The organism is Pantoea sp. X-Soil-MYKO-1289, from assembly GCF_059730625.1.
This window is the reverse complement of the sequence record NZ_AP036004.1, coordinates 1,232,276-1,253,302: the sequence shown is the minus strand read 5'-3', so window position 1 is coordinate 1,253,302 and position 21,027 is coordinate 1,232,276. Positions and strand designations below refer to the sequence as shown.

At 58.2% G+C, this 21,027-nt stretch carries 18 protein-coding genes and 7 tRNA genes; 21 read left to right on the top strand and 4 right to left on the bottom strand.

Annotation, left to right across the window (positions count from 1 at the left end; translation table 11 throughout):
• Positions 1 to 62: 62 nt before the first annotated feature.
• Entirely contained in the window at positions 63 to 2,093 is a 2,031-nt protein-coding gene (nagE, locus tag AC6I7Z_RS05995) for an N-acetylglucosamine-specific PTS transporter subunit IIBC (RefSeq protein ID WP_497813499.1), read from the bottom strand.
• A gap of 331 nt (positions 2,094 to 2,424) precedes the next feature.
• Here nagE and nagB point away from each other — a divergent pair, with 331 nt between their 5' ends.
• The 4 genes from nagB to AC6I7Z_RS05975 are packed head-to-tail and all read left to right on the top strand — an operon-like array spanning position 2,425 to position 6,432.
• Positions 2,425 to 3,225 (top strand): glucosamine-6-phosphate deaminase, encoded by an 801-nt coding sequence (gene nagB, locus AC6I7Z_RS05990; RefSeq protein WP_033751778.1) that lies wholly within the window; start codon positions 2,425 to 2,427, stop codon positions 3,223 to 3,225.
• A 57-nt stretch (positions 3,226 to 3,282) separates the two neighbouring features.
• Positions 3,283 to 4,431: an N-acetylglucosamine-6-phosphate deacetylase gene (gene nagA / locus AC6I7Z_RS05985; protein WP_497813498.1), complete on the top strand. Its 1,149-nt coding sequence runs from the start codon at positions 3,283 to 3,285 to the stop codon at positions 4,429 to 4,431.
• 7 nt (positions 4,432 to 4,438) lie between these two features.
• Positions 4,439 to 5,659, top strand: a complete 1,221-nt coding sequence (nagC, locus tag AC6I7Z_RS05980) for a DNA-binding transcriptional regulator NagC (RefSeq protein WP_497813497.1) — start codon at positions 4,439 to 4,441, stop codon at positions 5,657 to 5,659.
• 20 nt (positions 5,660 to 5,679) lie between these two features.
• Positions 5,680 to 6,432: an HAD-IIA family hydrolase gene (locus AC6I7Z_RS05975; protein ID WP_033751787.1), complete on the top strand. Its 753-nt coding sequence runs from the start codon at positions 5,680 to 5,682 to the stop codon at positions 6,430 to 6,432.
• Here the strand turns inward: AC6I7Z_RS05975 and AC6I7Z_RS05970 are convergent.
• A complete protein-coding gene (locus AC6I7Z_RS05970) occupies positions 6,429 to 6,656 on the bottom strand; it encodes a hypothetical protein (protein WP_497813496.1) in 228 nt (75 codons plus the stop codon). The two genes, AC6I7Z_RS05975 and AC6I7Z_RS05970, sit on opposite strands and share 4 nt — an antisense overlap.
• A 68-nt stretch (positions 6,657 to 6,724) precedes the next feature.
• Here AC6I7Z_RS05970 and asnB point away from each other — a divergent pair, with 68 nt between their 5' ends.
• The 8 genes from asnB (at position 6,725) to AC6I7Z_RS05930 (ending at position 9,268) form a co-directional block, all read left to right on the top strand.
• Positions 6,725 to 8,392, top strand: a complete 1,668-nt coding sequence (gene asnB, locus AC6I7Z_RS05965; RefSeq protein ID WP_497813495.1) for an asparagine synthase B — start codon at positions 6,725 to 6,727, stop codon at positions 8,390 to 8,392.
• Between the two features lie 216 nt (positions 8,393 to 8,608).
• Positions 8,609 to 8,685, top strand: a tRNA-Met gene (locus tag AC6I7Z_RS05960).
• An 8-nt stretch (positions 8,686 to 8,693) separates the two neighbouring features.
• Positions 8,694 to 8,778 (top strand) — tRNA-Leu (locus tag AC6I7Z_RS05955).
• Positions 8,779 to 8,799: 21 nt separating this feature from the next.
• A tRNA-Gln gene (locus AC6I7Z_RS05950) sits at positions 8,800 to 8,874 on the top strand.
• Between the two features lie 34 nt (positions 8,875 to 8,908).
• Positions 8,909 to 8,983, top strand: a tRNA-Gln gene (locus tag AC6I7Z_RS05945).
• A gap of 26 nt (positions 8,984 to 9,009) precedes the next feature.
• Positions 9,010 to 9,086: transfer RNA gene (locus AC6I7Z_RS05940), tRNA-Met, on the top strand.
• A gap of 6 nt (positions 9,087 to 9,092) precedes the next feature.
• Positions 9,093 to 9,167 (top strand) — tRNA-Gln (locus AC6I7Z_RS05935).
• Positions 9,168 to 9,193: 26 nt separating this feature from the next.
• Positions 9,194 to 9,268 (top strand) — tRNA-Gln (locus AC6I7Z_RS05930).
• A 288-nt stretch (positions 9,269 to 9,556) separates the two neighbouring features.
• Here AC6I7Z_RS05930 and ubiF read toward each other — a convergent pair.
• Entirely contained in the window at positions 9,557 to 10,729 is a 1,173-nt protein-coding gene (gene ubiF, locus AC6I7Z_RS05925; RefSeq protein WP_497813494.1) for a 3-demethoxyubiquinol 3-hydroxylase, read from the bottom strand.
• A gap of 213 nt (positions 10,730 to 10,942) precedes the next feature.
• On the opposite strand from ubiF, the gene miaB reads away from it, so the two are divergent.
• The 9 genes from miaB (at position 10,943) to AC6I7Z_RS05880 (ending at position 20,221) form a co-directional block, all read left to right on the top strand.
• Entirely contained in the window at positions 10,943 to 12,379 is a 1,437-nt protein-coding gene (gene miaB / locus AC6I7Z_RS05920; RefSeq protein ID WP_033788931.1) for a tRNA (N6-isopentenyl adenosine(37)-C2)-methylthiotransferase MiaB, read from the top strand.
• A gap of 204 nt (positions 12,380 to 12,583) precedes the next feature.
• Positions 12,584 to 13,645 (top strand): PhoH family protein, encoded by a 1,062-nt coding sequence (locus AC6I7Z_RS05915; protein ID WP_033751796.1) that lies wholly within the window; start codon positions 12,584 to 12,586, stop codon positions 13,643 to 13,645.
• Entirely contained in the window at positions 13,642 to 14,115 is a 474-nt protein-coding gene (gene ybeY / locus AC6I7Z_RS05910) for an rRNA maturation RNase YbeY (RefSeq protein ID WP_033751799.1), read from the top strand. The genes AC6I7Z_RS05915 and ybeY overlap by 4 nt, the downstream gene beginning before the upstream one ends.
• An 81-nt stretch (positions 14,116 to 14,196) precedes the next feature.
• Positions 14,197 to 15,078, top strand: coding sequence for a CNNM family magnesium/cobalt transport protein CorC (gene corC / locus AC6I7Z_RS05905; RefSeq protein ID WP_033751802.1), 882 nt, complete (start codon positions 14,197 to 14,199; stop codon positions 15,076 to 15,078).
• 4 nt (positions 15,079 to 15,082) lie between these two features.
• Positions 15,083 to 16,606 (top strand): apolipoprotein N-acyltransferase, encoded by a 1,524-nt coding sequence (gene lnt, locus AC6I7Z_RS05900; RefSeq protein WP_497813493.1) that lies wholly within the window; start codon positions 15,083 to 15,085, stop codon positions 16,604 to 16,606.
• Between the two features lie 416 nt (positions 16,607 to 17,022).
• On the top strand, positions 17,023 to 17,922 hold the full coding sequence (locus AC6I7Z_RS05895; RefSeq protein ID WP_048783099.1) for an amino acid ABC transporter substrate-binding protein: 900 nt from the start codon (positions 17,023 to 17,025) through the stop codon (positions 17,920 to 17,922).
• Between the two features lie 155 nt (positions 17,923 to 18,077).
• The gene (locus tag AC6I7Z_RS05890) at positions 18,078 to 18,818 is read left to right on the top strand and encodes an amino acid ABC transporter permease (RefSeq protein WP_497813492.1); all 741 of its coding nucleotides are present in this window, start codon (positions 18,078 to 18,080) and stop codon (positions 18,816 to 18,818) included.
• Positions 18,818 to 19,495: a glutamate/aspartate ABC transporter permease GltK gene (gene gltK / locus AC6I7Z_RS05885; protein WP_497813491.1), complete on the top strand. Its 678-nt coding sequence runs from the start codon at positions 18,818 to 18,820 to the stop codon at positions 19,493 to 19,495. The genes AC6I7Z_RS05890 and gltK overlap by 1 nt, the downstream gene beginning before the upstream one ends.
• Positions 19,496 to 20,221, top strand: coding sequence for an amino acid ABC transporter ATP-binding protein (locus AC6I7Z_RS05880; RefSeq protein WP_497813490.1), 726 nt, complete (start codon positions 19,496 to 19,498; stop codon positions 20,219 to 20,221).
• A 129-nt stretch (positions 20,222 to 20,350) separates the two neighbouring features.
• Here AC6I7Z_RS05880 and AC6I7Z_RS05875 read toward each other — a convergent pair whose 3' ends face one another.
• The gene (locus AC6I7Z_RS05875) at positions 20,351 to 20,839 is read right to left on the bottom strand and encodes a zinc ribbon-containing protein (protein WP_497813489.1); all 489 of its coding nucleotides are present in this window, start codon (positions 20,837 to 20,839) and stop codon (positions 20,351 to 20,353) included.
• Positions 20,840 to 21,027: the final 188 nt, after the last annotated feature.

The following is a 21,027-nucleotide window of genomic DNA, read 5'->3' as shown; positions in this document are numbered from 1 at the left end:
AAACGAAAAAAGGCAGGAATTGCTTCCTGCCTGCTTTTTTTTACGGCGATGCGCTCAGGGGCTTAGCCTTTTACCTCGTAAAGCGGGGTTTCGCCAGCCACCACCGGGCCGGTCGCCAGCAGCGTCAGCCCGGCGAAATCTTCGCTGTTGCTGACCACAACCGGACTGATCATCGAACGCGCGTTGGCGTTGAGGAAATCGAGATCCATCTCCAGCACCGGCTGACCCGACGCCACCGTCGCGCCCTCTTCCACCAGCCGGGCAAAGCCTTTGCCGCCCAGCGCCACGGTGTCGAGGCCCATATGCACCACGATTTCAACGCCGCTGCTGGTTTCCAGGCAGAAGGCATGGTTGGTGTCGAAGATTTTCACCACGGTGCCGGCAACCGGCGCCACCACGGTTTTACCGCTCGGCTTGATCGCCAGCCCTTCGCCTACCGCCTTGCTGGCGAAGGCTTCGTCAGGCACCGCTTCCAGCGCGACCACGTCGCCGCTCACCGGCGCCATCAGCGTCACGATGGTTTTGGTCTCGCGATTCAACGCTGCCTGCGGTTTTGCCGCCGGCGCGGCAGGCGCTGCTGAAGCGCCGCCCGCGGAGGCGACCGGCCCTTTCGTCAGCACTTTTTTCATTGCGGTGGCGATACTTTCCGCCTGGGTGCCGACAATCACCTGCACGCTCTGTTTATTCAGGCGGATAACGCCGGACGCGCCCAGATGTTTGGCGACGGACTCATTGACCTGCGCCGAGTCTTTTACGTTGAGACGCAGACGCGTGATACAGGCGTCGATGCCGGTCAGGTTGTCGGAGCCGCCGATGGCGCCGATATAGCGACGCGCCAGCGATTCGGTCGCGCTCTCGCCGTTGTCGGTTGTGTCGACGTTAACGTCGTAGCCGTCCGTTTCGTCGCCCGCTACCGCCAGCTCGCGGCCCGGCGTCATCAGGTTGAACTTCTTAATCGTGAAGCGGAATACCACATAGTAAAGCGCAAAGAAGACGATGCCCTGCGGGATCAGCATCCACCAGTGGGTCGCCAGCGGGTTGCGGCTCGACAGCACCATATCCACCAGACCGGCGCTAAAGCCGAAGCCGGCGATCCAGTGCATGCTGGCGGCGATAAATACCGAGATGCCGGTCAGCACCGCGTGGATGACGTAAAGCACCGGCGCGACGAACATAAAGGAGAACTCCAGCGGCTCGGTAATGCCGGTGAAGAAGGCCGCAAAGGCCGCAGCCAGCATAATACTGCCGACTTTAACGCGGTTTTCCGGACGCGCGCAGTGATAGATCGCCAGCGCCGCGCCAGGCAGACCGAACATCATGATTGGGAAGAAGCCCGCCTGATAGCGCCCCGTGATGCCGACAATGCCGGTGCCGTTAGCGATTGACTGCGCGCCGCCGAGGAATTTAGGAATATCGTTGATGCCCGCGACGTCGAACCAGAACACTGAGTTAAGCGCATGATGCAGGCCGACCGGGATCAGCAGACGGTTAAAGAAGGCGTAGACGCCCGCGCCGACCGAGCCCAGCTTCTGGATATGTTCGCCAAAGCTCACCAGTCCGTTGAAGATCAGCGGCCAGATGTACATCAGAATGAACGCCACCGCGATCATCAGAAAGGAGACGAGGATAGGCACCAGGCGTCGTCCGCTGAAGAAAGAGAGCGCTTTCGGCAGTTCGACATGGCTAAAGCGGTTATAGACCTCCGCGGAGATAATGCCCACCATAATGCCGACAAACTGGTTTTCGATTTTGCCGAAGGCGGCAGGCACCTGATCAAGCGGTATTTTTTGGATCATCGATACGGCTGCCGGCGAGCAGAGCGTCGTCACCACCAGAAAACCGACGAAGCCGGTCAGCGCCGCCGCGCCATCTTTATCTTTTGACAGCCCATAAGCCACGCCGATAGCAAAGAGTACGGACATATGCTCAATGATGGCCGCGCCTGATTTTATCAGCAGCGCGGCGAGCGCGTTGCTTGCGCCCCAGGCGTCCGGGTCAAGCCAGTAGCCGACCCCCATTAATATTGCCGCTGCCGGCAGGGTCGCCACCGGCACCATCAGCGCGCGGCCAACCTTTTGTAAGTAACCTAACATTTGTCCTTTCCCCCTATGAGACTAGCTTGTCGCCCTGCGCCGCTTGCTTTTTATTGTCAGCCGCAGGGGTTGATTGACACTACACTTCACGTTGCGCAGTGTAATGACAAATTAATTCGCCTCGCAAATTATACGCGTCTCTTCTGTGATAATTATCACCAAAAAGCACCGTTAACTGCCGAGACGTCTGGCGAACGAACCCAACTTATTTTATGATGAAAAATATCAAGACGCAGCGATCGCGTGCTGAAATCGTTTCACGCCTTAACGTGATAATGACCGCCGCGATAAGTGCGTCGTCCCCTTTTCTTTTCTCAGAATGAGGTGAAACATGCGACTTATACCTTTGGCTACCCCTACGCAGGTCGGTAAATGGGCGGCCCGTCATATCGTCAACCGTATCAATGCGTTTAACCCTACCGCCGACCGTCCCTTCGTACTGGGTCTGCCGACAGGCGGCACGCCGCTGGAAGCTTACAAGCACCTTATCGAGATGCACAAAGCGGGCCAGGTCAGCTTTAAGCATGTGGTGACGTTCAATATGGACGAATATGTCGGCCTGCCGAAAGAGCACCCGGAAAGCTATCACAGCTTCATGTACCGCAACTTTTTCGATCACGTTGATATTCAACCAGAAAATATCAATCTTCTGAATGGCAATGCGCCAGATATTGACGCAGAATGTCGCCAGTATGAAGAGAAGATTCGTGCGCTGGGCAAAATTCACCTGTTTATGGGCGGCGTCGGCAACGACGGGCATATCGCCTTTAACGAACCGGCTTCTTCCCTCGCCTCGCGCACCCGCATCAAAACGCTGACGCACGACACTCGCGTAGCGAACTCGCGCTTCTTCAACGGCGATGTGGATCAGGTGCCGAAATATGCGCTGACCGTCGGCGTCGGCACGCTGCTGGATGCGGAAGAGGTGATGATTCTGGTGACCGGCCATGTCAAAGCGCAGGCGCTGCAGGCCGCCGTAGAAGGCAACGTCAACCATATGTGGACCATCAGCTGCCTGCAGCTGCATGCGAAATCGGTGGTGGTATGCGACGAACCCGCCACCATGGAACTGAAAGTGAAAACCGTTAAATATTTCCGCGAAATGGAAGCGGAAAATATGAAAGGCGTGTAAGACGATGTTGTAAATGCCCGCCGCGAGGCTCTGGCGGGCTCAGCCGGGAGAACCACGATGTACGCATTAGTTAACGGCCGAATTTATACCGGCCATGAAATTCTGGATAACCACGCGGTGGTTATCGCCGATGGGCTGATCGAACGCGTCTGTCCGCGCGACGCGCTGCCAGCCGATATCGCGCTGCGCGACGTTTCAGGCGCGCTGATCGCTCCCGGCTTTATCGATTTACAGCTGAACGGCTGCGGCGGCGTGCAGTTCAACGACGACATCGACGCCCTGAGCGTCGAGACGCTGGAAATTATGCAGCGCGCCAATGAAAAGTCAGGCTGCACCAGCTTTCTGCCGACGCTGATCACCAGCAGCGACGAGCTGATGAAGCGCGCCATCGACACCATGCGCGCCTATAAACGCAAGCATCAACATCAGGCGCTCGGCCTGCATCTGGAAGGCCCCTGGCTGAATAAAGCCAAAAAAGGCACCCATAATCCCGATCTTATCCGCCTGCCCGATCCGGCGCTGGTGCGCTATCTGTGCGATAACGCCGACGTCATTACCAAGGTGACGCTGGCGCCGGAAAACGCCGGCGACGCGGTGATCCGTCAGCTGACGCAGGCGGGCATCATCGTTTCCGCCGGCCACTCTAACGCCACCTATGACGAAGCCAAAGCGGGCTTCCGCGCGGGCGTGACCTTCGCGACCCATCTCTATAACGCCATGCCCACATTCGCCGGACGCGAGCCGGGCTTGATCGGCGCGCTGTTCGATGCGCCGGATGTTTATTGCGGCATTATTGCAGATGGGTTGCACGTCCATTACGCTAACGTACGCAACGCGAAACGCATCAAGGGCAATAAGCTGGTGCTGGTCACCGACGCCACCGCGCCCGCAGGCGCCGAAATTGATAAATTCATTTTCGCTGGCAAAACAATATACTATCGCAATGGCCTGTGCGTGGACGAGAACGGCACGCTGAGCGGCTCTGCGATTACGATGATTGAATCGGTGCGCAACGCCGTCGAACATGTCGGCATCGCGCTGGATGAAGCGCTGCGCATGGCGACGCTCTACCCGGCACAGGCAATGGGCGTGGAAAAACAGCTGGGCACGGTCGAAGCGGGAAAAGTCGCCAACCTCACTGTTTTTACGCGTGATTTCAATATCACTAAGACGTTTGTCAACGGAGACGACGTCCTGAGCGAGTAAGCACTGAATGACCACTGGCGGCCAGACACAAATAGGAAATGTCGATCTTGTCAAGCAACTCAACAGCGCGGCCGTTTACCGGCTAATCGACCAGCAAGGCCCTATTTCGCGCATTCAGATTGCCGAACTCAGTCAGCTTGCGCCCGCCAGCGTCACCAAAATTACCCGTCAGCTAATTGAGCGCGGGCTGATCAAAGAGGTGGATCAACAGGCATCCACCGGCGGTCGCCGCGCTATCTCCATCGTCACCGAAACGCGCCACTTCCACGCCATCGGCGTGCGGCTCGGCCGCCATGACGCCACCCTGACGCTGTTCGATCTCAGCGGCAAATCGCTGGCGCAGGAGGATTATGCCCTGCCGGAGCGCACGCAGGAGACGCTGGAGCATGCGCTGTTCGCCGCGATCGCCAGCTTTATCGATACTCACCAGCGTAAAATACGCGAGCTGATCGCCATCTCGGTGATCCTGCCCGGCCTGGTCGATCCGATAAACGGCGTAATCCGCTATATGCCCCATATCGCCGTCAGCCACTGGCCGCTGGTGGCCGGACTGCAAAATCGCTTTAAGGTCACCAGCTTCGTCGGTCACGATATCCGCAGCCTGGCGCTGGCGGAGCACTACTTTGGTGCAAGCCGCGACTGCGCTGACTCGATTCTGGTGCGGCTCCATCGCGGCACCGGCGCCGGCATTATCGCCAACGGCCATATTTTTCTCGGCAGCAACGGCAACGTAGGCGAAATCGGCCATATTCAGGTCGATCCGCTCGGCGAACGCTGCCACTGCGGCAATTTCGGCTGTCTGGAAACCATCGCCGCTAACGGCGCGATTGAAAACCGCGTGCGCCATCTGCTCAGCCAGGGCTACCCCAGCGTGCTGACGCAGGACGCCTGCCAGATGGCGCAGATTTGCAAAGCCGCCAACCAGGGCGACGTGCTGGCCTGTGAAGTGATCGAGTATGTCGGACGTTATCTGGGCAAAGCGATCGCCATTGCGATTAACCTGTTCAACCCGCAGAAAGTGGTGCTGGCGGGCGAAATCACCGACGCCGAGAAAGTGCTGTTCCCCGCTATTGAAGGCTGTATCAACACGCAAGCGCTCAACGCCTTCCGCAAAAATCTGCCGGTGGTGCGTTCCGAACTGGATCATCGTTCAGCGATAGGCGCCTTTGCGCTGGCAAAACGCGCTATGCTCAACGGCATTCTGCTGCAACATTTACTGGAAGAGTAAACGCGACCCGGACTGAACCTATGACGATAAAAAGCGTAATTTGCGATATTGACGGCGTGTTAATGCACGACAACACCGCCGTGCCCGGCGCGCAGGAGTTTCTGCAGCGCATCCTGCAAAAAGAGATGCCGCTGGTGGTGCTGACCAACTATCCTTCGCAGACCGCGCAGGATCTGGCGAACCGCTTCGCCAACGCCGGCGTCGAGGTGCCCGACTCGGTGTTTTATACCTCCGCGATGGCGACCGCCGACTTCCTGCGGCGTCAGGAAGGCAAAAAAGCCTACGTGATTGGCGAAGGCGCGCTGATCCATGAACTCTATAAAGCGGGCTTTACCATTACCGACGTCAATCCTGATTTCGTGATCGTCGGCGAGACGCGCTCCTTTAACTGGGAGATGATGCATAAGGCCGCCTTTTTCGTCGCCAGCGGCGCGCGCTTTATCGCCACCAACCCCGATACCCACGCGCGCGGCTTTGTGCCCGCCTGCGGCGCGCTTTGTGCCGGCATTGAAAAGATCTCCGGCCGCCGCCCGTTTTACGTCGGCAAGCCCAGCCCCTACATCATGCGCGCCGCGCTGAATAAGATGCAGGCCCACTCCGAGGAGACGGTGATCGTCGGCGACAACCTGCGCACCGATATTCTGGCCGGCTTTCAGGCAGGGCTGGAAACCATTCTGGTGCTCTCCGGCGTCTCGACCCTGAGCGATATCGACGCCATGCCCTTCCGTCCCGACTGGATCTACCCGTCTGTCGCGGATATCGACCTCTTTTAATCGCTCTCTTCGCGCCGCCTGACGCCAGGCGGCCGCTTTCCCTTGAAATCCGCTCTTATCTGAATCATTTTTAGCCAGATTTGGCTATCCATTGCCGATCCGTTAATAAAAGCCGCATTAAATTGAATAATATTCAAATTAAAAGCCTCACCAACAATCTTTTTATCAGTAAAAGGTGAATATGCTTGCATTGACTGCATGAAATAGCGCATTTTCTTATACATCACGCAGCCGCTGGCTGCCGGACAAGGCAACGATAACATCGCCGACAGGCGAGCTCAGGAGTCAGAATATGTGTTCTATTTTTGGTGTGTTGGATCTGAAAAGCGATCCGATTGATCTGCGTAAAAAAGCGCTGGAGAGTTCTCGCCTGATGCGTCACCGCGGACCGGACTGGTCCGGCGTGTATGCCGACGACAAAGCGATTCTCGCGCATGAACGTCTGTCTATCGTCGACGTCAACAACGGCGCCCAGCCGCTGTACAACGCCGATCACACCCATGTTCTGGCGGTTAACGGCGAGATTTACAACCATCAGGCGCTGCGCGCCGAGCTGAGCGATCGCTACCAGTTCCAGACCGGCTCTGACTGCGAAGTCATTCTGGCGCTCTATCAGGAAAAAGGGGTCGACTTCCTCGACGAGCTTGAAGGCATGTTTGCCTTTATCCTGTGGGACAGCGCAAAGCAGCAATACCTGATCGGCCGCGACCATATCGGCATCATCCCGCTCTATATGGGCAACGACGAACACGGCAACCTCTTTGTCGCGTCGGAAATGAAAGCGCTGGTGCCGGTGTGCCGCTCTATTAAAGAGTTCCCGCCGGGAAGCTATCTCTCCAGCACCGACGGCGAAATTCGTCGCTACTGGCAGCGCGACTGGATGGAGTACGCCGCGGTAGAACATAACGTCACCGATGCGCCGGGCCTGAAGCATGCGCTGGAAGAGTCGGTAAAAAGCCACCTGATGTCGGACGTGCCGTACGGCGTGCTGCTCTCTGGCGGTCTGGACTCCTCTATCATCTCGGCGGTAACCAAACGCTTCGCCGCGAAACGCGTCGAAGATCAGGACAAGAGCGACGCCTGGTGGCCGCAGTTGCACTCTTTTGCCGTCGGCCTGGAAGGCTCGCCGGATCTGAAAGCGGCGAAAGCGGTGGCTGAACACCTGGGCACGGTGCACCACGAGATTCACTTTACCGTGCAGGAAGGGCTGGATGCGATTCGCGATGTGATCTATCACATTGAAACCTACGACGTCACCACCATTCGCGCCTCGACGCCGATGTACCTGATGTCGCGTAAAATCAAGGCGATGGGCATTAAGATGGTGCTCTCCGGCGAGGGCGCGGACGAAGTATTCGGCGGCTATCTCTACTTCCATAAAGCGCCGAACGCCAAAGAGTTTCATGAAGAGAACGTGCGCAAGCTGATGGCGCTGCATATGTACGACTGCGCCCGCGCCAACAAAGCGATGTCCGCCTGGGGCGTGGAAGCGCGCGTGCCTTTCCTCGACAAGAAATTCCTCGACGTGGCGATGCGCATCAACCCGCAGGACAAGATGTGCGGCAGCAACGGCAAGATGGAAAAACATATCCTGCGCGAATGTTTCTCCTCTTATCTGCCGGAAAGCGTCGCCTGGCGTCAGAAAGAGCAGTTCTCTGACGGCGTCGGCTACAGCTGGATCGATACGCTGAAAGAGGTTGCGGCGAAGCAGGTCAGCGATCAGCAGCTGGCAACCGCGCACTTCCGCTTCCCGTACAACACGCCAGCGTCGAAAGAGGGCTACCTCTATCGCGAAATTTTTGAAGAGCTGTTCCCGCTGCCGAGCGCGGCGGAGTGCGTGCCGGGCGGTCCGTCGGTCGCCTGCTCCTCCGCCAAAGCGATTGAGTGGGACGAAGCGTTCAAGTCGATGGACGATCCTTCAGGCCGCGCGGTGGGCGTGCATCAGTCTGCTTATAAATAAGCAAAATAACCTATAACAAATGGCGCCTTGCGAGGCGCCTTTTTTTTAGCTTTGATGTGGTTACGATCAAAACTTGCCGAATAATTCATCAGCCTGGTTATAAGCCAGACAAACAGGCGCGCAGAGGCGAAAATCGGCAAAAAATGTGTTGACGCTCCACAGCTCAATACGCATAATGCGCCCCGCAACGCCGATGAAGGTAACGCGAAAAAAGATGGCTACGTAGCTCAGCTGGTTAGAGCACATCACTCATAATGATGGGGTCACAGGTTCAAATCCCGTCGTAGCCACCATCTTTTTTGCGGGAGTGGCGAAATTGGTAGACGCACCAGATTTAGGTTCTGGCGCCGCAAGGTGTGCGAGTTCAAGTCTCGCCTCCCGCACCATTTCAGTCTTCGGCAGCCGGATGGGGTATCGCCAAGCGGTAAGGCACCGGTTTTTGATACCGGCATTCCCTGGTTCGAATCCAGGTACCCCAGCCAATCCGATGCGCTCTCGTGGATACGAGTCGACGAATGGGATATCGCCAAGCGGTAAGGCACCGGTTTTTGATACCGGCATTCCCTGGTTCGAATCCAGGTATCCCAGCCACATCGGGTGCAGTAAGCAGTACATTTGGCTACGTAGCTCAGCTGGTTAGAGCACATCACTCATAATGATGGGGTCACAGGTTCAAATCCCGTCGTAGCCACCAAATTATTGGGGTATCGCCAAGCGGTAAGGCACCGGATTCTGATTCCGGCATTCCGAGGTTCGAATCCTCGTACCCCAGCCATACAAGACAATTTGAAAAGACACTATTGGGGTGTCGCCAAGCGGTAAGGCACCGGATTCTGATTCCGGCATTCCGGGGTTCGAATCCCTGCACCCCAGCCAAATTGACAACAGGCCCGCTTTTGCGGGCTTTGTTGTTTTTGTCGTCTGGCAAACCTTCTTTTTAAACAGCTGCGCTATTGCTCATTCCGGTCACAGAGAGGTTACCCGAAGAGCAAAGCGTCCAGCGCAAGGGATTGCGCTGGCCGAGCGGTCAAGGATGACGAACAGCGACTTTGCGATCGGGGAGCCCCTCTGTGGCCGCGCACGGACTCCGCAGCCACGCCTGTTCTCAAGTACTTAACACTCTGCTCTCCGGCCCCAAAGACCGCAGCCGCCCCTGCCTCTTACCTACAATCCCAGCGCGTAGCGCAGCACCTTACGCTTCAGCGCGCCCGAACGCTCTGCGGCCATCAGCCCCAGATTGCGGGCGAATTTCAGCGGCGGCAGCCGATTGCTAAAGGCGAAATAGAACAGATCCATCCCGCCCTGCATCAGCAGATTATCGCGACGACGCTGCGACTGATAACGGCGCAGCACATTCTCGGACGCCCACTCCTGCGCGTTGGCGCGCGCCTCCACCAGCACCTCGACCAGCGCGTCGACATCGCGATAGCCCAGATTCACGCCCTGCCCCGCCAGCGGATTAATGGTATGCGCCGCATCGCCGATCAACGCCAGACCGGGCAGCACATAGCGCTGCGCATGACGCCGCACCAGCGGAAAACCGCCCGCCGCATGCGCTTTAAAACGTCCCAGCCGCGCCGGGAAAGTCGCAGCGATCTCTTTCTCCAGCTGCGGCAGCGGCATCGCCTGCAGCTGACGAATACGCGCCGGCGCGTCATACCACACCAGCGAGGCGCGATTATCATACAGCGGCAGAAAAGCGCGCGGCCCCTGCGGCGTAAACTGCTGCCAGGTCGCGTCGCCCGCTGGATGCTCGCAGGTCACGCTAATCAGCAAACAGGATTGCGCATAGCTCCAGCCGTCGATGCCGATGCCCGCCATCTGCCGCACCTGCGAGTTAGCGCCGTCAGCACCGACCACCAGCCGGGCGTGCAGCGCCTCGCCATCGCTGAGATCGAGCCGCCAGCCGCCGTTCTCCTGCTGCAAACCTGCGAGCGTCGCGGGACAGCGCAGCGCAATACCGAGCTGCTCCATCCTTTCCCACAGCGCGCGCTGCAACACGCTATTTTCGACCATAAAACCCAGCTCCGGCAGGCCGAGCGACGCGGCGTCGAAACTAACGTGAGCCGTCTGCCACTCCCAGGTTTCCAGCTTGCGATAGGGCGCGCAGCGCATCGCCTGCACGCGCGGCCAGACGTCGAGCTGCTTCAGCAGACCCGCCGAGGCGCTGCCGATGGCGGAGATACGCACGTCGGGATCGCTGTCGGCGTCAAACGGCGCAGGCGCCGCGCGCTCCACCACCGCGACGCGAAACTGCTGAAGCGCCAGACCGCACGCCAGCGCGGCGCCAACCATGCCGCCGCCCACCACCACCACATCAAAGCGGTTATCCTGCATTGCTCATCTCCTTCTGAATCTTTACCCGCTGCGAAAAGCGGGATAACTGGCGCAAAGTGTACCGGAAAAACGCCCAGGCGGCAGAAATCGCCTGCGCGACGAGAGAGGGATCGTCGCTTGCGCCGCAGATATGCGAAGTATGGCGGCTCTGCGCTGGTCACAACAGCGTCAAAGCATTACAATACGCGCCCTGCACCTCACTGCACTGAATCAATGGCTAGTTCGACAATGAAAAAACTGCATATCAAAACCTGGGGCTGTCAGATGAATGAGTACGATTCATCCAAGATGGCTGACCTGCTGAACAGCACCCACGGCTACACGCTGACCGAGGAAGCTGAAGAGGCGGACATTCTGCTGCTCAACACCTGCTCAATTCGCGAAAAGGCGCAGGAAAAAGTTTTCCACCAGCTTGGACGCTGGAAAAGCTTAAAAGAGCGCAACCCTGATTTGATTATCGGTGTCGGCGGCTGCGTGGCGTCGCAGGAAGGGGATCATATTCGCCAGCGCGCCAGCTATGTGGATATCGTATTCGGCCCGCAAACCCTGCATCGCCTGCCGGAAATGATCAACAGCGTGCGCGGCAGCAAAAGCCCGGTCGTGGATATCAGCTTCCCGGAAATCGAAAAATTCGACCGTCTACCGGAACCGCGCGCGGAAGGCCCCACCGCCTTCGTCTCTATCATGGAAGGCTGTAACAAATACTGCACCTTCTGCGTCGTGCCCTATACGCGCGGCGAAGAGGTCAGCCGTCCCTGCGACGACATCCTGCTGGAGATCGCGCAGCTGGCGGCGCAGGGCGTGCGAGAAGTGAACCTGCTCGGCCAGAACGTCAACGCCTATCGCGGCGCGACCTTCGACGGCGAAATCTGCACCTTCGCCGAACTGCTGCGCCTGGTGGCCGCCATTGACGGCATCGACCGCATTCGCTTCACCACCAGCCATCCGATCGAATTCACCGACGACATTATCGAGGTCTACCGCGACACGCCTGAACTGGTGAGCTTCCTGCACCTGCCGGTTCAGAGCGGCGCAGACCGCATTCTGACGCTGATGAAGCGCGCCCATACCGCGCTGGAGTACAAAGCGATAATCCGCAAGCTGCGCGCCGCGCGCCCGGATATCCAGATCAGCTCCGACTTTATCATCGGCTTCCCGGGTGAAACTCAGCAGGACTTCGAACAGACCATGAAGCTGATCGCCGACGTCAACTTCGACATGAGCTTCAGCTTTATCTACTCCGCGCGTCCCGGCACGCCGGCGGCAGATCTGCCGGACGACGTCTCGGAAGAAGAGAAAAAGCAGCGCCTCTATATCCTGCAGGATCGCATCAACCAGCAGGCGATGGCCTGGAGCCGCCGTATGCTCGGCACGGTGCAGCGCATTCTGGTGGAAGGCACCTCGCGTAAAAACGTGATGGAGCTGTCGGGCCGTACCGAAACCAACCGTGTGGTGAACTTCGAAGGCTCGCCGGAGATGATCGGCAAGTTCGTCGATGTGGAGATCGTCGACGTCTACACCAACTCGCTGCGCGGCAAAGTGGTGCGCACCGAAGATGAGATGGGCCTGCGCATCGTAGAAAGCCCGGCATCGGTTATCGCGCGCACGCGCAAAGAGAACGAGATCGGCGTCGGCACCTTCCAGCCTTGATACGCGCTTCACTCAGCGGCGGCGCCTGCTGCGTCGCCGCTCTTTTCTTCTGCACGCCCTTGGTTTCTGGACGCGCTGCCCAAATATCATGAGCGATGCTTGCGCCCCGGCGACATGCCATAAATAATTTCTCAAAGTGCCGTCGTTAATCAACCCGGCATCAGCACACATTCTAACTGGCCCTGAGTGACCCAAAGGATTCGTTTGAATATCGAAACTCGTGAAATCGCCCTTGAACCGGCAGATAACCGCCGACTGATGAGCCTGTGCGGTCCCTTCGACGACAACGTCAAACAGCTTGAGCGTCGTCTGGGCATTGAAATCAACCGTCGCGACAACAGCTTTAAGCTGGTTGGCCGCGCGCTCTGCGTCAACGCCGCTGAAGATATTCTGCGTACCCTTTACGTCGATACCGCGCCGGTGCGCGGCGTCATCCCGGATATCGATCCCGAGCAGATCCATCTGGCGATTAAAGAGAGCCGCGTGCTGGAGCAGACCGCCGACAGCGTGCCGGAGTTCGGCAAAGCGGTGCATATCCAGACCAAACGCGGCGTGATCAAGCCGCGCACGCCGAATCAGGCGCAGTACATCGCCAATATTCTCGACCACGACATCACCTTCGGCGTCGGCCCGGCCGGTACGGGTAAAACCTACCTTGCGGTTGCGGCGGCGGTGGATGCGCTGGAGCGCCAGGAGATTCGCCGTATTCTGCTGACGCGTCCGGCGGTGGAAGCGGGCGAAAAGCTCGGCTTCCTGCCTGGCGATCTGAGCCAGAAGGTCGATCCCTACCTGCGTCCGCTCTATGACGCCCTGTTCGAAATGCTCGGCTTCGAGCGCGTCGAAAAGCTTATGGAGCGCAACGTGATTGAGGTTGCGCCGCTGGCCTATATGCGCGGCCGTACGCTGAACGACGCCTTTATCATTCTTGATGAGAGCCAGAACACCACCATCGAACAGATGAAGATGTTCCTGACGCGCATCGGCTTCAACTCCAAAGCGGTGATCACCGGCGACGTCACGCAGATCGACCTGCCGCGCAGCACCAAATCGGGCCTGCGCCACGCCATTGAAGTGCTCTCCGATGTCGAGGAGCTGAGCTTCAACTTCTTCCACAGCGAAGACGTGGTGCGTCACCCGGTTGTGGCGCGAATCGTCACCGCCTATGAAGCCTGGGAAGAAGCGGATCAGAAACGCCGCGACAAGCTGGCGGAAGAGCGCAAACGCGACGCGCTGGCGGCGCAGATCGAGGCGCAGGAGAGTAAATGAGCCAGGTAATTCTTGATCTGCAGCTCGCCTGCGAACAGACCGGCGGCCTGCCTGACGAGGCCGCTTTCCAGCGCTGGCTGGAGGCGGCGGTCACCCCTTTTCAGCCAGAAAGCGAAGTCACCATTCGCCTGGTGGACGAGGCGGAGAGCCATGAGCTTAATCTGACTTATCGCGGCAAAGACAAGCCGACCAACGTGCTCTCTTTTCCCTTCGAGGCGCCGCCGGGCATTGAGCTGCCGCTGCTGGGCGACCTGATCATTTGTCGTCAGGTGGTGGAGCAAGAGGCGGAAGAGCAAGGCAAAAGCGTTGAAGCGCACTGGGCCCATATGGTGGTGCACGGCACGCTGCATTTGCTCGGCTACGACCATATCGAAGATGACGAAGCCGAAGAGATGGAAGGGATCGAGACAGAGATAATGCTTGCTCTTGGTTATCCCGATCCGTACATTTCGGAAAAAGAAGACGCCTGAGCCGCTGGCTCAGTTTATCCCGCTGTCGGCGAGGACGCCGACAGCAACCACCCTCACCAGAGAGATCTCTAAAAAAACGCCATGAGCGACGACCATTCTCAAAACAGCGATGCACCCAGTAGTAAAAAGGGATTTTTTTCCCTGCTTATCAACCAACTGTTTCACGGCGAACCGCAAAACCGTGATGAACTACTGGAGCTGATCCGCGACTCCGAGCAAAAAGAGCTGATTGACGAAGATACCCGCGACATGCTCGAAGGGGTGCTGGATATTGCAGAACAGCGCGTGCGCGACATCATGATCCCGCGTTCGCAAATGATTACCCTGAAGCGCAACCAGACGCTGGACGAGTGCCTGGACGTGATTATCGAATCCGCGCATTCACGTTTCCCGGTAATCAGCGAAGACAAAGACCATGTCGAAGGCATTTTGATGGCGAAAGATCTGCTGCCGTTTATGAGCAGCGAATCAGAGCCGTTCAGCATGGAAAAAGTGCTGCGCCCGGCGGTTGTGGTGCCGGAAAGCAAGCGCGTCGACCGCATGCTGAAAGAGTTTCGTTCTCAGCGCTATCATATGGCGATCGTTATTGATGAATTCGGCGGCGTCTCCGGTCTGGTCACCATCGAGGATATCCTTGAGCTGATCGTCGGCGAAATCGAAGATGAGTATGACGACGAAGAAGATCGCGATATCCGTCAGCTGAACCGTCAGACCTATACGGTGCGCGCCCTGACCCCGATTGAAGATTTCAACGAGGTGTTCGGCACGCAGTTCAGCGACGAAGAAGTGGACACGATTGGCGGACTGGTCATGCAGGGATTCGGCCATCTTCCCGGACGGGGAGAGAGCATTGACATCGACGGTTATCACTTCAAAGTCGCGATGTCCGACAGCCGTCGCATCATCCAGGTGCATGTAAAGATTCCGGAAAACGCCCCGTTACCCCAACTGGATGACGAATAACCCTATGTCTTTGGCCTTACTTTACCCGCGCCAGCGGGTACGTTTGTTGCTGGCTGCGTTAACGGGTGCTCTGGGCACCCTCGCCTTCTCCCCCTATGATTTCTGGCCCGCCGCGCTGCTGTCGCTGATCGGCCTGCAGCTGCTGACGCTGGATCGGCGCAGCGGCCAGGCCACCGCTATCGGTTTCGCCTGGGGCTTCGGCCTGTTCGGCAGCGGCATAAACTGGGTCTACGTCAGTATCGCCACCTTTGGCGGCATGCCTGGACCGATCAACGTCTTCCTGGTGATTTTGCTGGCCGCCTATCTGTCGCTCTACCCGGCGCTGTTTGCCGGCGTGCTGAACCGCATCTGGCCGCGCGCCACGCTGTGGCGCCTGGCGCTGGCGGCGCCGGCGCTGTGGCAGCTTAGCGAGTTTCTGCGCGGCTGGGTGCTGACCGGCTTTCCCTGGCTGCAGTTCGGCTACAGCCAGATTGACGGCCCGCTAAAAGGCCTGGCCCCGCTGGCGGGCGTGGAAACCCTCACCTTTATTCTGGTGGTGGTCGCAGGCCTGCTGGCTTACGCCATTCGCCAGCGCAGCGTAAAAAGCGCTGTCGCCGCGCTGCTGCTGCTGGCGCTGCCCTGGCCGCTGCGTTATATCCACTGGACCCAGCCGCAGCCGGCGCGCAGCGTCGAGGTGGCGCTGGTTCAGGGCAATATTCCGCAGTCGATGAAGTGGGATCCGCAGCAGCTGCTCAACACGCTGCGCGCCTATAACGGCCTGAGTCAGCCGCTAATGGGCAACGCGAAGCTGATTATCTGGCCGGAGTCGGCGATTACCGATCTGGAAAGCAATCAGCAGCCCTTTTTGCGCGCGCTGGACGGCGAGCTGCGCCAGCGCGGCAGCGCGCTGATCACCGGCATCGTCGATTCCCGTCTGGAGCAGAACCGCTACCACGACTACAACTCGGTGATCGTGCTGGGCGGCGAGAAGCCTTACAGCTATCAAAGCATGAACCGCTACCAGAAAAACCATCTGGTGCCGTTCGGCGAGTTCGTGCCGCTGGAGAACCTGCTGCGTCCGCTGGCGCCCTTCTTCGATCTGCCGATGTCCTCCTTCAGCCGCGGCGACTATCTGCAGCCGCAGCTGCAGGCGGCGGGCTACCACCTTACCAGCGCCATCTGCTATGAGATCGTGTTGGGCGAACAGGTGCGCGCCAATTTCCATCCCGACACCGATTTTCTGCTGACCGTCTCTAACGACGCCTGGTTTGGCCACTCTATTGGCCCCTGGCAGCACTTCCAGATGGCGCGCATGCGCGCGCTGGAGCTGGGGCGTCCGCTGCTGCGCGGCACCAATAACGGCGTGACCGCGGTGGTGAATGCGCAGGGCGACGTTGAGAAGATCCTGCCACAATTTACCCGCGGCGTGCTGCTGGATAAGGTGACGCCGACCACCGGCGAAACGCCTTACGCCCATGCCGGTCTCTGGCCGGTCTGGCTGCTGACGCTGGGCGCCGCGCTGCTGGCGCTGTGGCGCCGCAAAGCCTGACCTGACGGACGGCGGCGAGCGCCCTGCTCGCCGCCGCTCGCCATATTCCGCTCGCTTTCTCGCCATCCTCCCCTATTTTCTGCTGCGGCGTTCACCTGGCACGATGTTTGCTATCAGTAACCCTGTTTCCTGTAAACCTGGCGGACTGACGCGTTAACGCGAGCTGCGCTGCACCGTTAAAAGGCAGAGCGACGCACCCTGAGCGCGCAACCCGAGAAATACGCCTCAATTTGGTGCGGAACACTTCGCAAAATAAGAAACTTTTTCGTTTCATAACGTTAACAATCCGCTATGTTAGTGAATATTCTTAGCGCGCCGACGCGATGAGATAACAAAAAAAGCAGCAGGAAATACACACAACATCACACATCTGCGCAGTTTATATTCTGCGCGACATCTCTTGAAGGAGTTGGACCATGCAGATTCGCAAAGTGGCATTATCGCTTTTGCTGGCAGGCGTTGCGGCAGCGGGCGCGGCCCAGGCGGAAGACCTCAGCGGCACCCTGAAGAAAATCAGCGATAACGGCGTTATCGTCGTGGGGCATCGCGAGTCCTCTGTTCCTTTTTCTTATTACGACAACCAGCAAAAAGTCGTGGGCTATTCGCAGGCTTACTCCAACGCCATCGTCGAGGCGATTAAGGCGAAGCTGAACAAGCCGGATCTGCAGGTGAAGATGATCCCTATCACCTCGCAGAACCGTATTCCGCTGCTGCAGAACGGCACCTACGACTTCGAGTGCGGATCCACCACCAATAACCTCGAGCGCCAGAAACAGGCGGCGTTCTCCGACACCATTTTCGTTATCGGCACGCGTCTGCTGGTGAAAAAAGGCGGCGACATCAAAGATTTCGCCGACCTGAAAGGCAAAACCGTGGTCGTCACCTCCGGCACCACCTCGGAAGTGCTGCTGCATAAGCTGAACGACGAGAAGAAAATGGATATGCGCATCATCAGCGCGAAAGACCATGGCGACTCGTTCCGCACGCTGGAAACCGGCCGCGCCGTCGCCTTTATGATGGATGACGCCCTGCTGGCCGGCGAACGCGCTAAGGCGAAGAAGCCGGATAACTGGGAGATCGTCGGCACGCCGCAGTCGAAAGAGGCCTATGGCTGTATGCTGCGCAAAGATGACGCGTCGTTCAAAACGCTGGTCGACGACACCATCGCCAAAGCGCAGACCTCCGGCGAAGCCGCGAAGTGGTTCGATACCTGGTTCAAGCAGCCGATTCCGCCGAAGAATCTGAACCTGAACTTCGATCTCTCAGCGGATATGCAGGCGCTGTTCAAAACGCCGAACGACAAAGCACTGAACTAACAACGACAACAAGGGCGGCCTCGCTGCCCTCTCGATTGCTGAAAACCCGGCGCGGACAGACAAGCTGCTCAGGTCGTTCCCCTGAAGCAGGCAATACAGACGCCGTTCATCAATCTTCAGGGTAGCTTAGCTACCCTTTTTTACCGGAGCTCGTTATGGGTATCGACTGGAACTGGGGCATCTTTCTCGAACAGGCCCCGTTCGGCAACACGACCTACCTTGGCTGGCTGTGGTCCGGATTTCAGGTGACCATTGCGGTCTCCTGCTGCGCCTGGATTATCGCCTTTCTTGTAGGATCCTTATTCGGCATTCTGCGCACCGTGCCTAACCGCCTGCTTTCGGCGATCGGCACCTGTTACGTAGAGCTGTTCCGCAACATTCCGCTGATCGTGCAGTTCTTCTTCTGGTATCTGGTGGCGCCGGAGCTGGTGGGCGAGAAGCTCGGCATGTGGTTTAAATCGGAGCTGGACCCCAATATCCAGTTTTTCACCGCGTCAGTGATCTGCCTCGGCCTGTTTACCGCCGCTCGCGTCTGCGAGCAGGTGCGTGCCGCCATTCAGTCGCTGCCGCGCGGGCAAAAGAACGCCGGTCTGGCGATGGGATTGACCGTGCCGCAGACCTATCGCTACGTGCTGCTGCCTAACGCCTACCGCGTGATCGTGCCGCCGATGACCTCGGAAATGCTCAACCTGGTGAAAAACTCCGCTATCGCCTCGACCATCGGGCTGGTGGACATGGCGGCGCAGGCGGGCAAGCTGCTCGACTACTCGGCGCACGCCTATGAATCCTTTACCGCGATCACGCTGGCCTATATCGCCATTAACCTGGTGATCATGCTGATTATGAGTCTGGTGGAGCGCAAGGTGCGCCTGCCGGGTAATCTGGGAGGAAAATAATGTACGAGTTTGACTGGAGTTCCATTCCTCCCAGCCTGCCCTACCTGCTCAACGGTATGGTGATTACGCTGAAGATCACCGTGACCGCGGTGATATTCGGCATTATCTGGGGCACGCTGCTGGCGGTGATGCGGCTGTCGAGCTTTAAGCCCATCAGCTGGTTCGCCAAAATTTATGTCAACCTGTTCCGCTCGGTGCCGCTGGTGATGGTGCTGCTGTGGTTCTATCTGGTGGTGCCGAGTTTCCTGCAGCAGGTGCTGGGCCTGTCGCCCAAAACCGATATCCGACTGATTTCAGCCATGGTCGCTTTTTCGCTGTTCGAAGCGGCGTACTACTCAGAAATTATTCGTGCCGGCATCATCAGTATCTCACGTGGACAGGGTAACGCCGCGCTGGCGCTGGGCATGACGCACTGGCAGTCGATGCAGCTGATTATTCTGCCGCAGGCGTTTCGCGCCATGGTGCCGCTGCTGCTGACGCAGGGCATCGTGCTGTTCCAGGATACCTCGCTGGTCTATGTATTAAGCCTGGCGGACTTCTTCCGCACCGCGTCCACCATTGGCGAGCGCGACGGCACCCAGGTGGAAATGGTTCTCTTCGCCGGTCTGGTCTACTTCGTTATCAGCCTGAGCGCTTCGCTGTTGGTCAGCTATCTAAAAAGAAAAAGGACGGTTTAAATGATTAACCTGAAAAACGTTTCTAAGTGGTATGGTCACTTTCAGGTGCTGACCGACTGCACGACCGAAGTCCAGAAAGGGGAAGTGGTGGTGGTGTGCGGGCCGTCGGGCTCGGGCAAATCGACCCTGATCAAAACCGTTAACGGTCTGGAGCCGATTCAGCAGGGCACTATTCTGGTGAACGGCACCGAAGTGAACAACAAGAAAACCAATCTGGCGCAGCTGCGCAGCAAGGTCGGTATGGTGTTCCAGCACTTCGAGCTGTTTCCCCACCTCAGCATCATCGATAACCTGGTGCTGGCGCAGGTTAAAGTGCTGAAGCGCGACAAAACCGCCGCGCGGGATAAAGGTCTGAAGCTGCTGGATCGCGTCGGGCTGACCGCTCATGCGCAGAAGTTTCCCGGCCAGCTGTCGGGCGGCCAGCAGCAGCGCGTGGCGATTGCGCGCGCGCTCTGCATGGATCCTATCGCCATGCTGTTCGACGAGCCGACCTCGGCGCTCGATCCGGAAATGATCAACGAAGTGCTCGACGTGATGGTAGAACTGGCGCAGGAAGGCATGACGATGATGGTGGTGACGCACGAAATGGGCTTCGCCCGCAAAGTGGCGAACCGCGTCATTTTTATGGATGAGGGCAAGATTATCGAAGATACGCGTAAAGACGACTTCTTTAATAATCCGCAGTCGGATCGCGCGAAGGATTTCCTGGCGAAGATTCTGCACTAACTCATCCGGCGCGCGTCATCAAGAACTGAACGACGACGCATTCGCCTGGCAGGTGGAGGGGATGGCCTGAACGCCTTTGCGATCGGGCCATCTTATTCACGTTAGCACAGTCGTTCCGCGCGCACCCTCTTACGGCTCGAACGGCTGGCGCTGAAACTGATCGTGTCCGCACTCCGGGCAGCGCGTTAAGGTTTCAGGGGTATAAATCGCGCGCGTAAAGTGACACTTTTCGCACACCAGATTGCCCAGCCCCACCACCTCGCCGCTCTGATAGACGCCGTGATGATGGAGATCCTGAAACACCTCGCGCCACTCCAGCTGGCTTTTGTCGGTGATATCCGCCAGCTCTTTCCACAGGCTCTCGCGCACAATGCGCATAAACAGCGAATCGTTCGCCTTCTCTGGCTGATGGATTTCCTGATAGCTGCGTGCAAACTCCTCTAAATCGCGTCGAACCGCCGCCAGCGCCTGGTCGATCTCGCCCGGCGTCGCGGACTCGCTGGCCATCAGCTGCTGACGTCGCGACGTCACCAGCGCGTCGATATCCCGATCGCCCTGGCGCAGTCGCTCCGTCAGCGCGGCCAGGGATTCACGGTAAATTTGCGCCACTTTGTTCATTTTATTCTCCTTTCTGCGCGGGTTAGCCAGCTTTAAGTTTAGCCGCTTTGCGCCGTTTGCCGCGTTGTTTAGCAAAGCGAATCGGAATATGAGAGCAGGATGCGGCCTTCCGCGAGAAATCACCGCAACAGGGCGGTGAAGTGTTGTTGACCGGCAGCCATATGGGTATGCTATGCGGATCTTAAAGT

Coding starts and splice junctions, on each gene's coding strand:
- corC (WP_033751802.1), top strand. CDS start 14,197: ATGAGCGACGACCATTCTCAAAACAGCGATGCACCCAGTAGTAAAAAG.
- ubiF (WP_497813494.1), bottom strand. CDS start 10,729: ATGCAGGATAACCGCTTTGATGTGGTGGTGGTGGGCGGCGGCATGGTT.
- nagA (WP_497813498.1), top strand. CDS start 3,283: ATGTACGCATTAGTTAACGGCCGAATTTATACCGGCCATGAAATTCTG.
- lnt (WP_497813493.1), top strand. CDS start 15,083: ATGTCTTTGGCCTTACTTTACCCGCGCCAGCGGGTACGTTTGTTGCTG.
- AC6I7Z_RS05890 (WP_497813492.1), top strand. CDS start 18,078: ATGGGTATCGACTGGAACTGGGGCATCTTTCTCGAACAGGCCCCGTTC.
- AC6I7Z_RS05880 (WP_497813490.1), top strand. CDS start 19,496: ATGATTAACCTGAAAAACGTTTCTAAGTGGTATGGTCACTTTCAGGTG.
- nagB (WP_033751778.1), top strand. CDS start 2,425: ATGCGACTTATACCTTTGGCTACCCCTACGCAGGTCGGTAAATGGGCG.
- miaB (WP_033788931.1), top strand. CDS start 10,943: ATGGCTAGTTCGACAATGAAAAAACTGCATATCAAAACCTGGGGCTGT.
- AC6I7Z_RS05895 (WP_048783099.1), top strand. CDS start 17,023: ATGCAGATTCGCAAAGTGGCATTATCGCTTTTGCTGGCAGGCGTTGCG.
- nagE (WP_497813499.1), bottom strand. CDS start 2,093: ATGTTAGGTTACTTACAAAAGGTTGGCCGCGCGCTGATGGTGCCGGTG.
- gltK (WP_497813491.1), top strand. CDS start 18,818: ATGTACGAGTTTGACTGGAGTTCCATTCCTCCCAGCCTGCCCTACCTG.
- ybeY (WP_033751799.1), top strand. CDS start 13,642: ATGAGCCAGGTAATTCTTGATCTGCAGCTCGCCTGCGAACAGACCGGC.
- AC6I7Z_RS05975 (WP_033751787.1), top strand. CDS start 5,680: ATGACGATAAAAAGCGTAATTTGCGATATTGACGGCGTGTTAATGCAC.
- asnB (WP_497813495.1), top strand. CDS start 6,725: ATGTGTTCTATTTTTGGTGTGTTGGATCTGAAAAGCGATCCGATTGAT.
- AC6I7Z_RS05970 (WP_497813496.1), bottom strand. CDS start 6,656: ATGTATAAGAAAATGCGCTATTTCATGCAGTCAATGCAAGCATATTCA.
- AC6I7Z_RS05875 (WP_497813489.1), bottom strand. CDS start 20,839: ATGAACAAAGTGGCGCAAATTTACCGTGAATCCCTGGCCGCGCTGACG.
- nagC (WP_497813497.1), top strand. CDS start 4,439: ATGACCACTGGCGGCCAGACACAAATAGGAAATGTCGATCTTGTCAAG.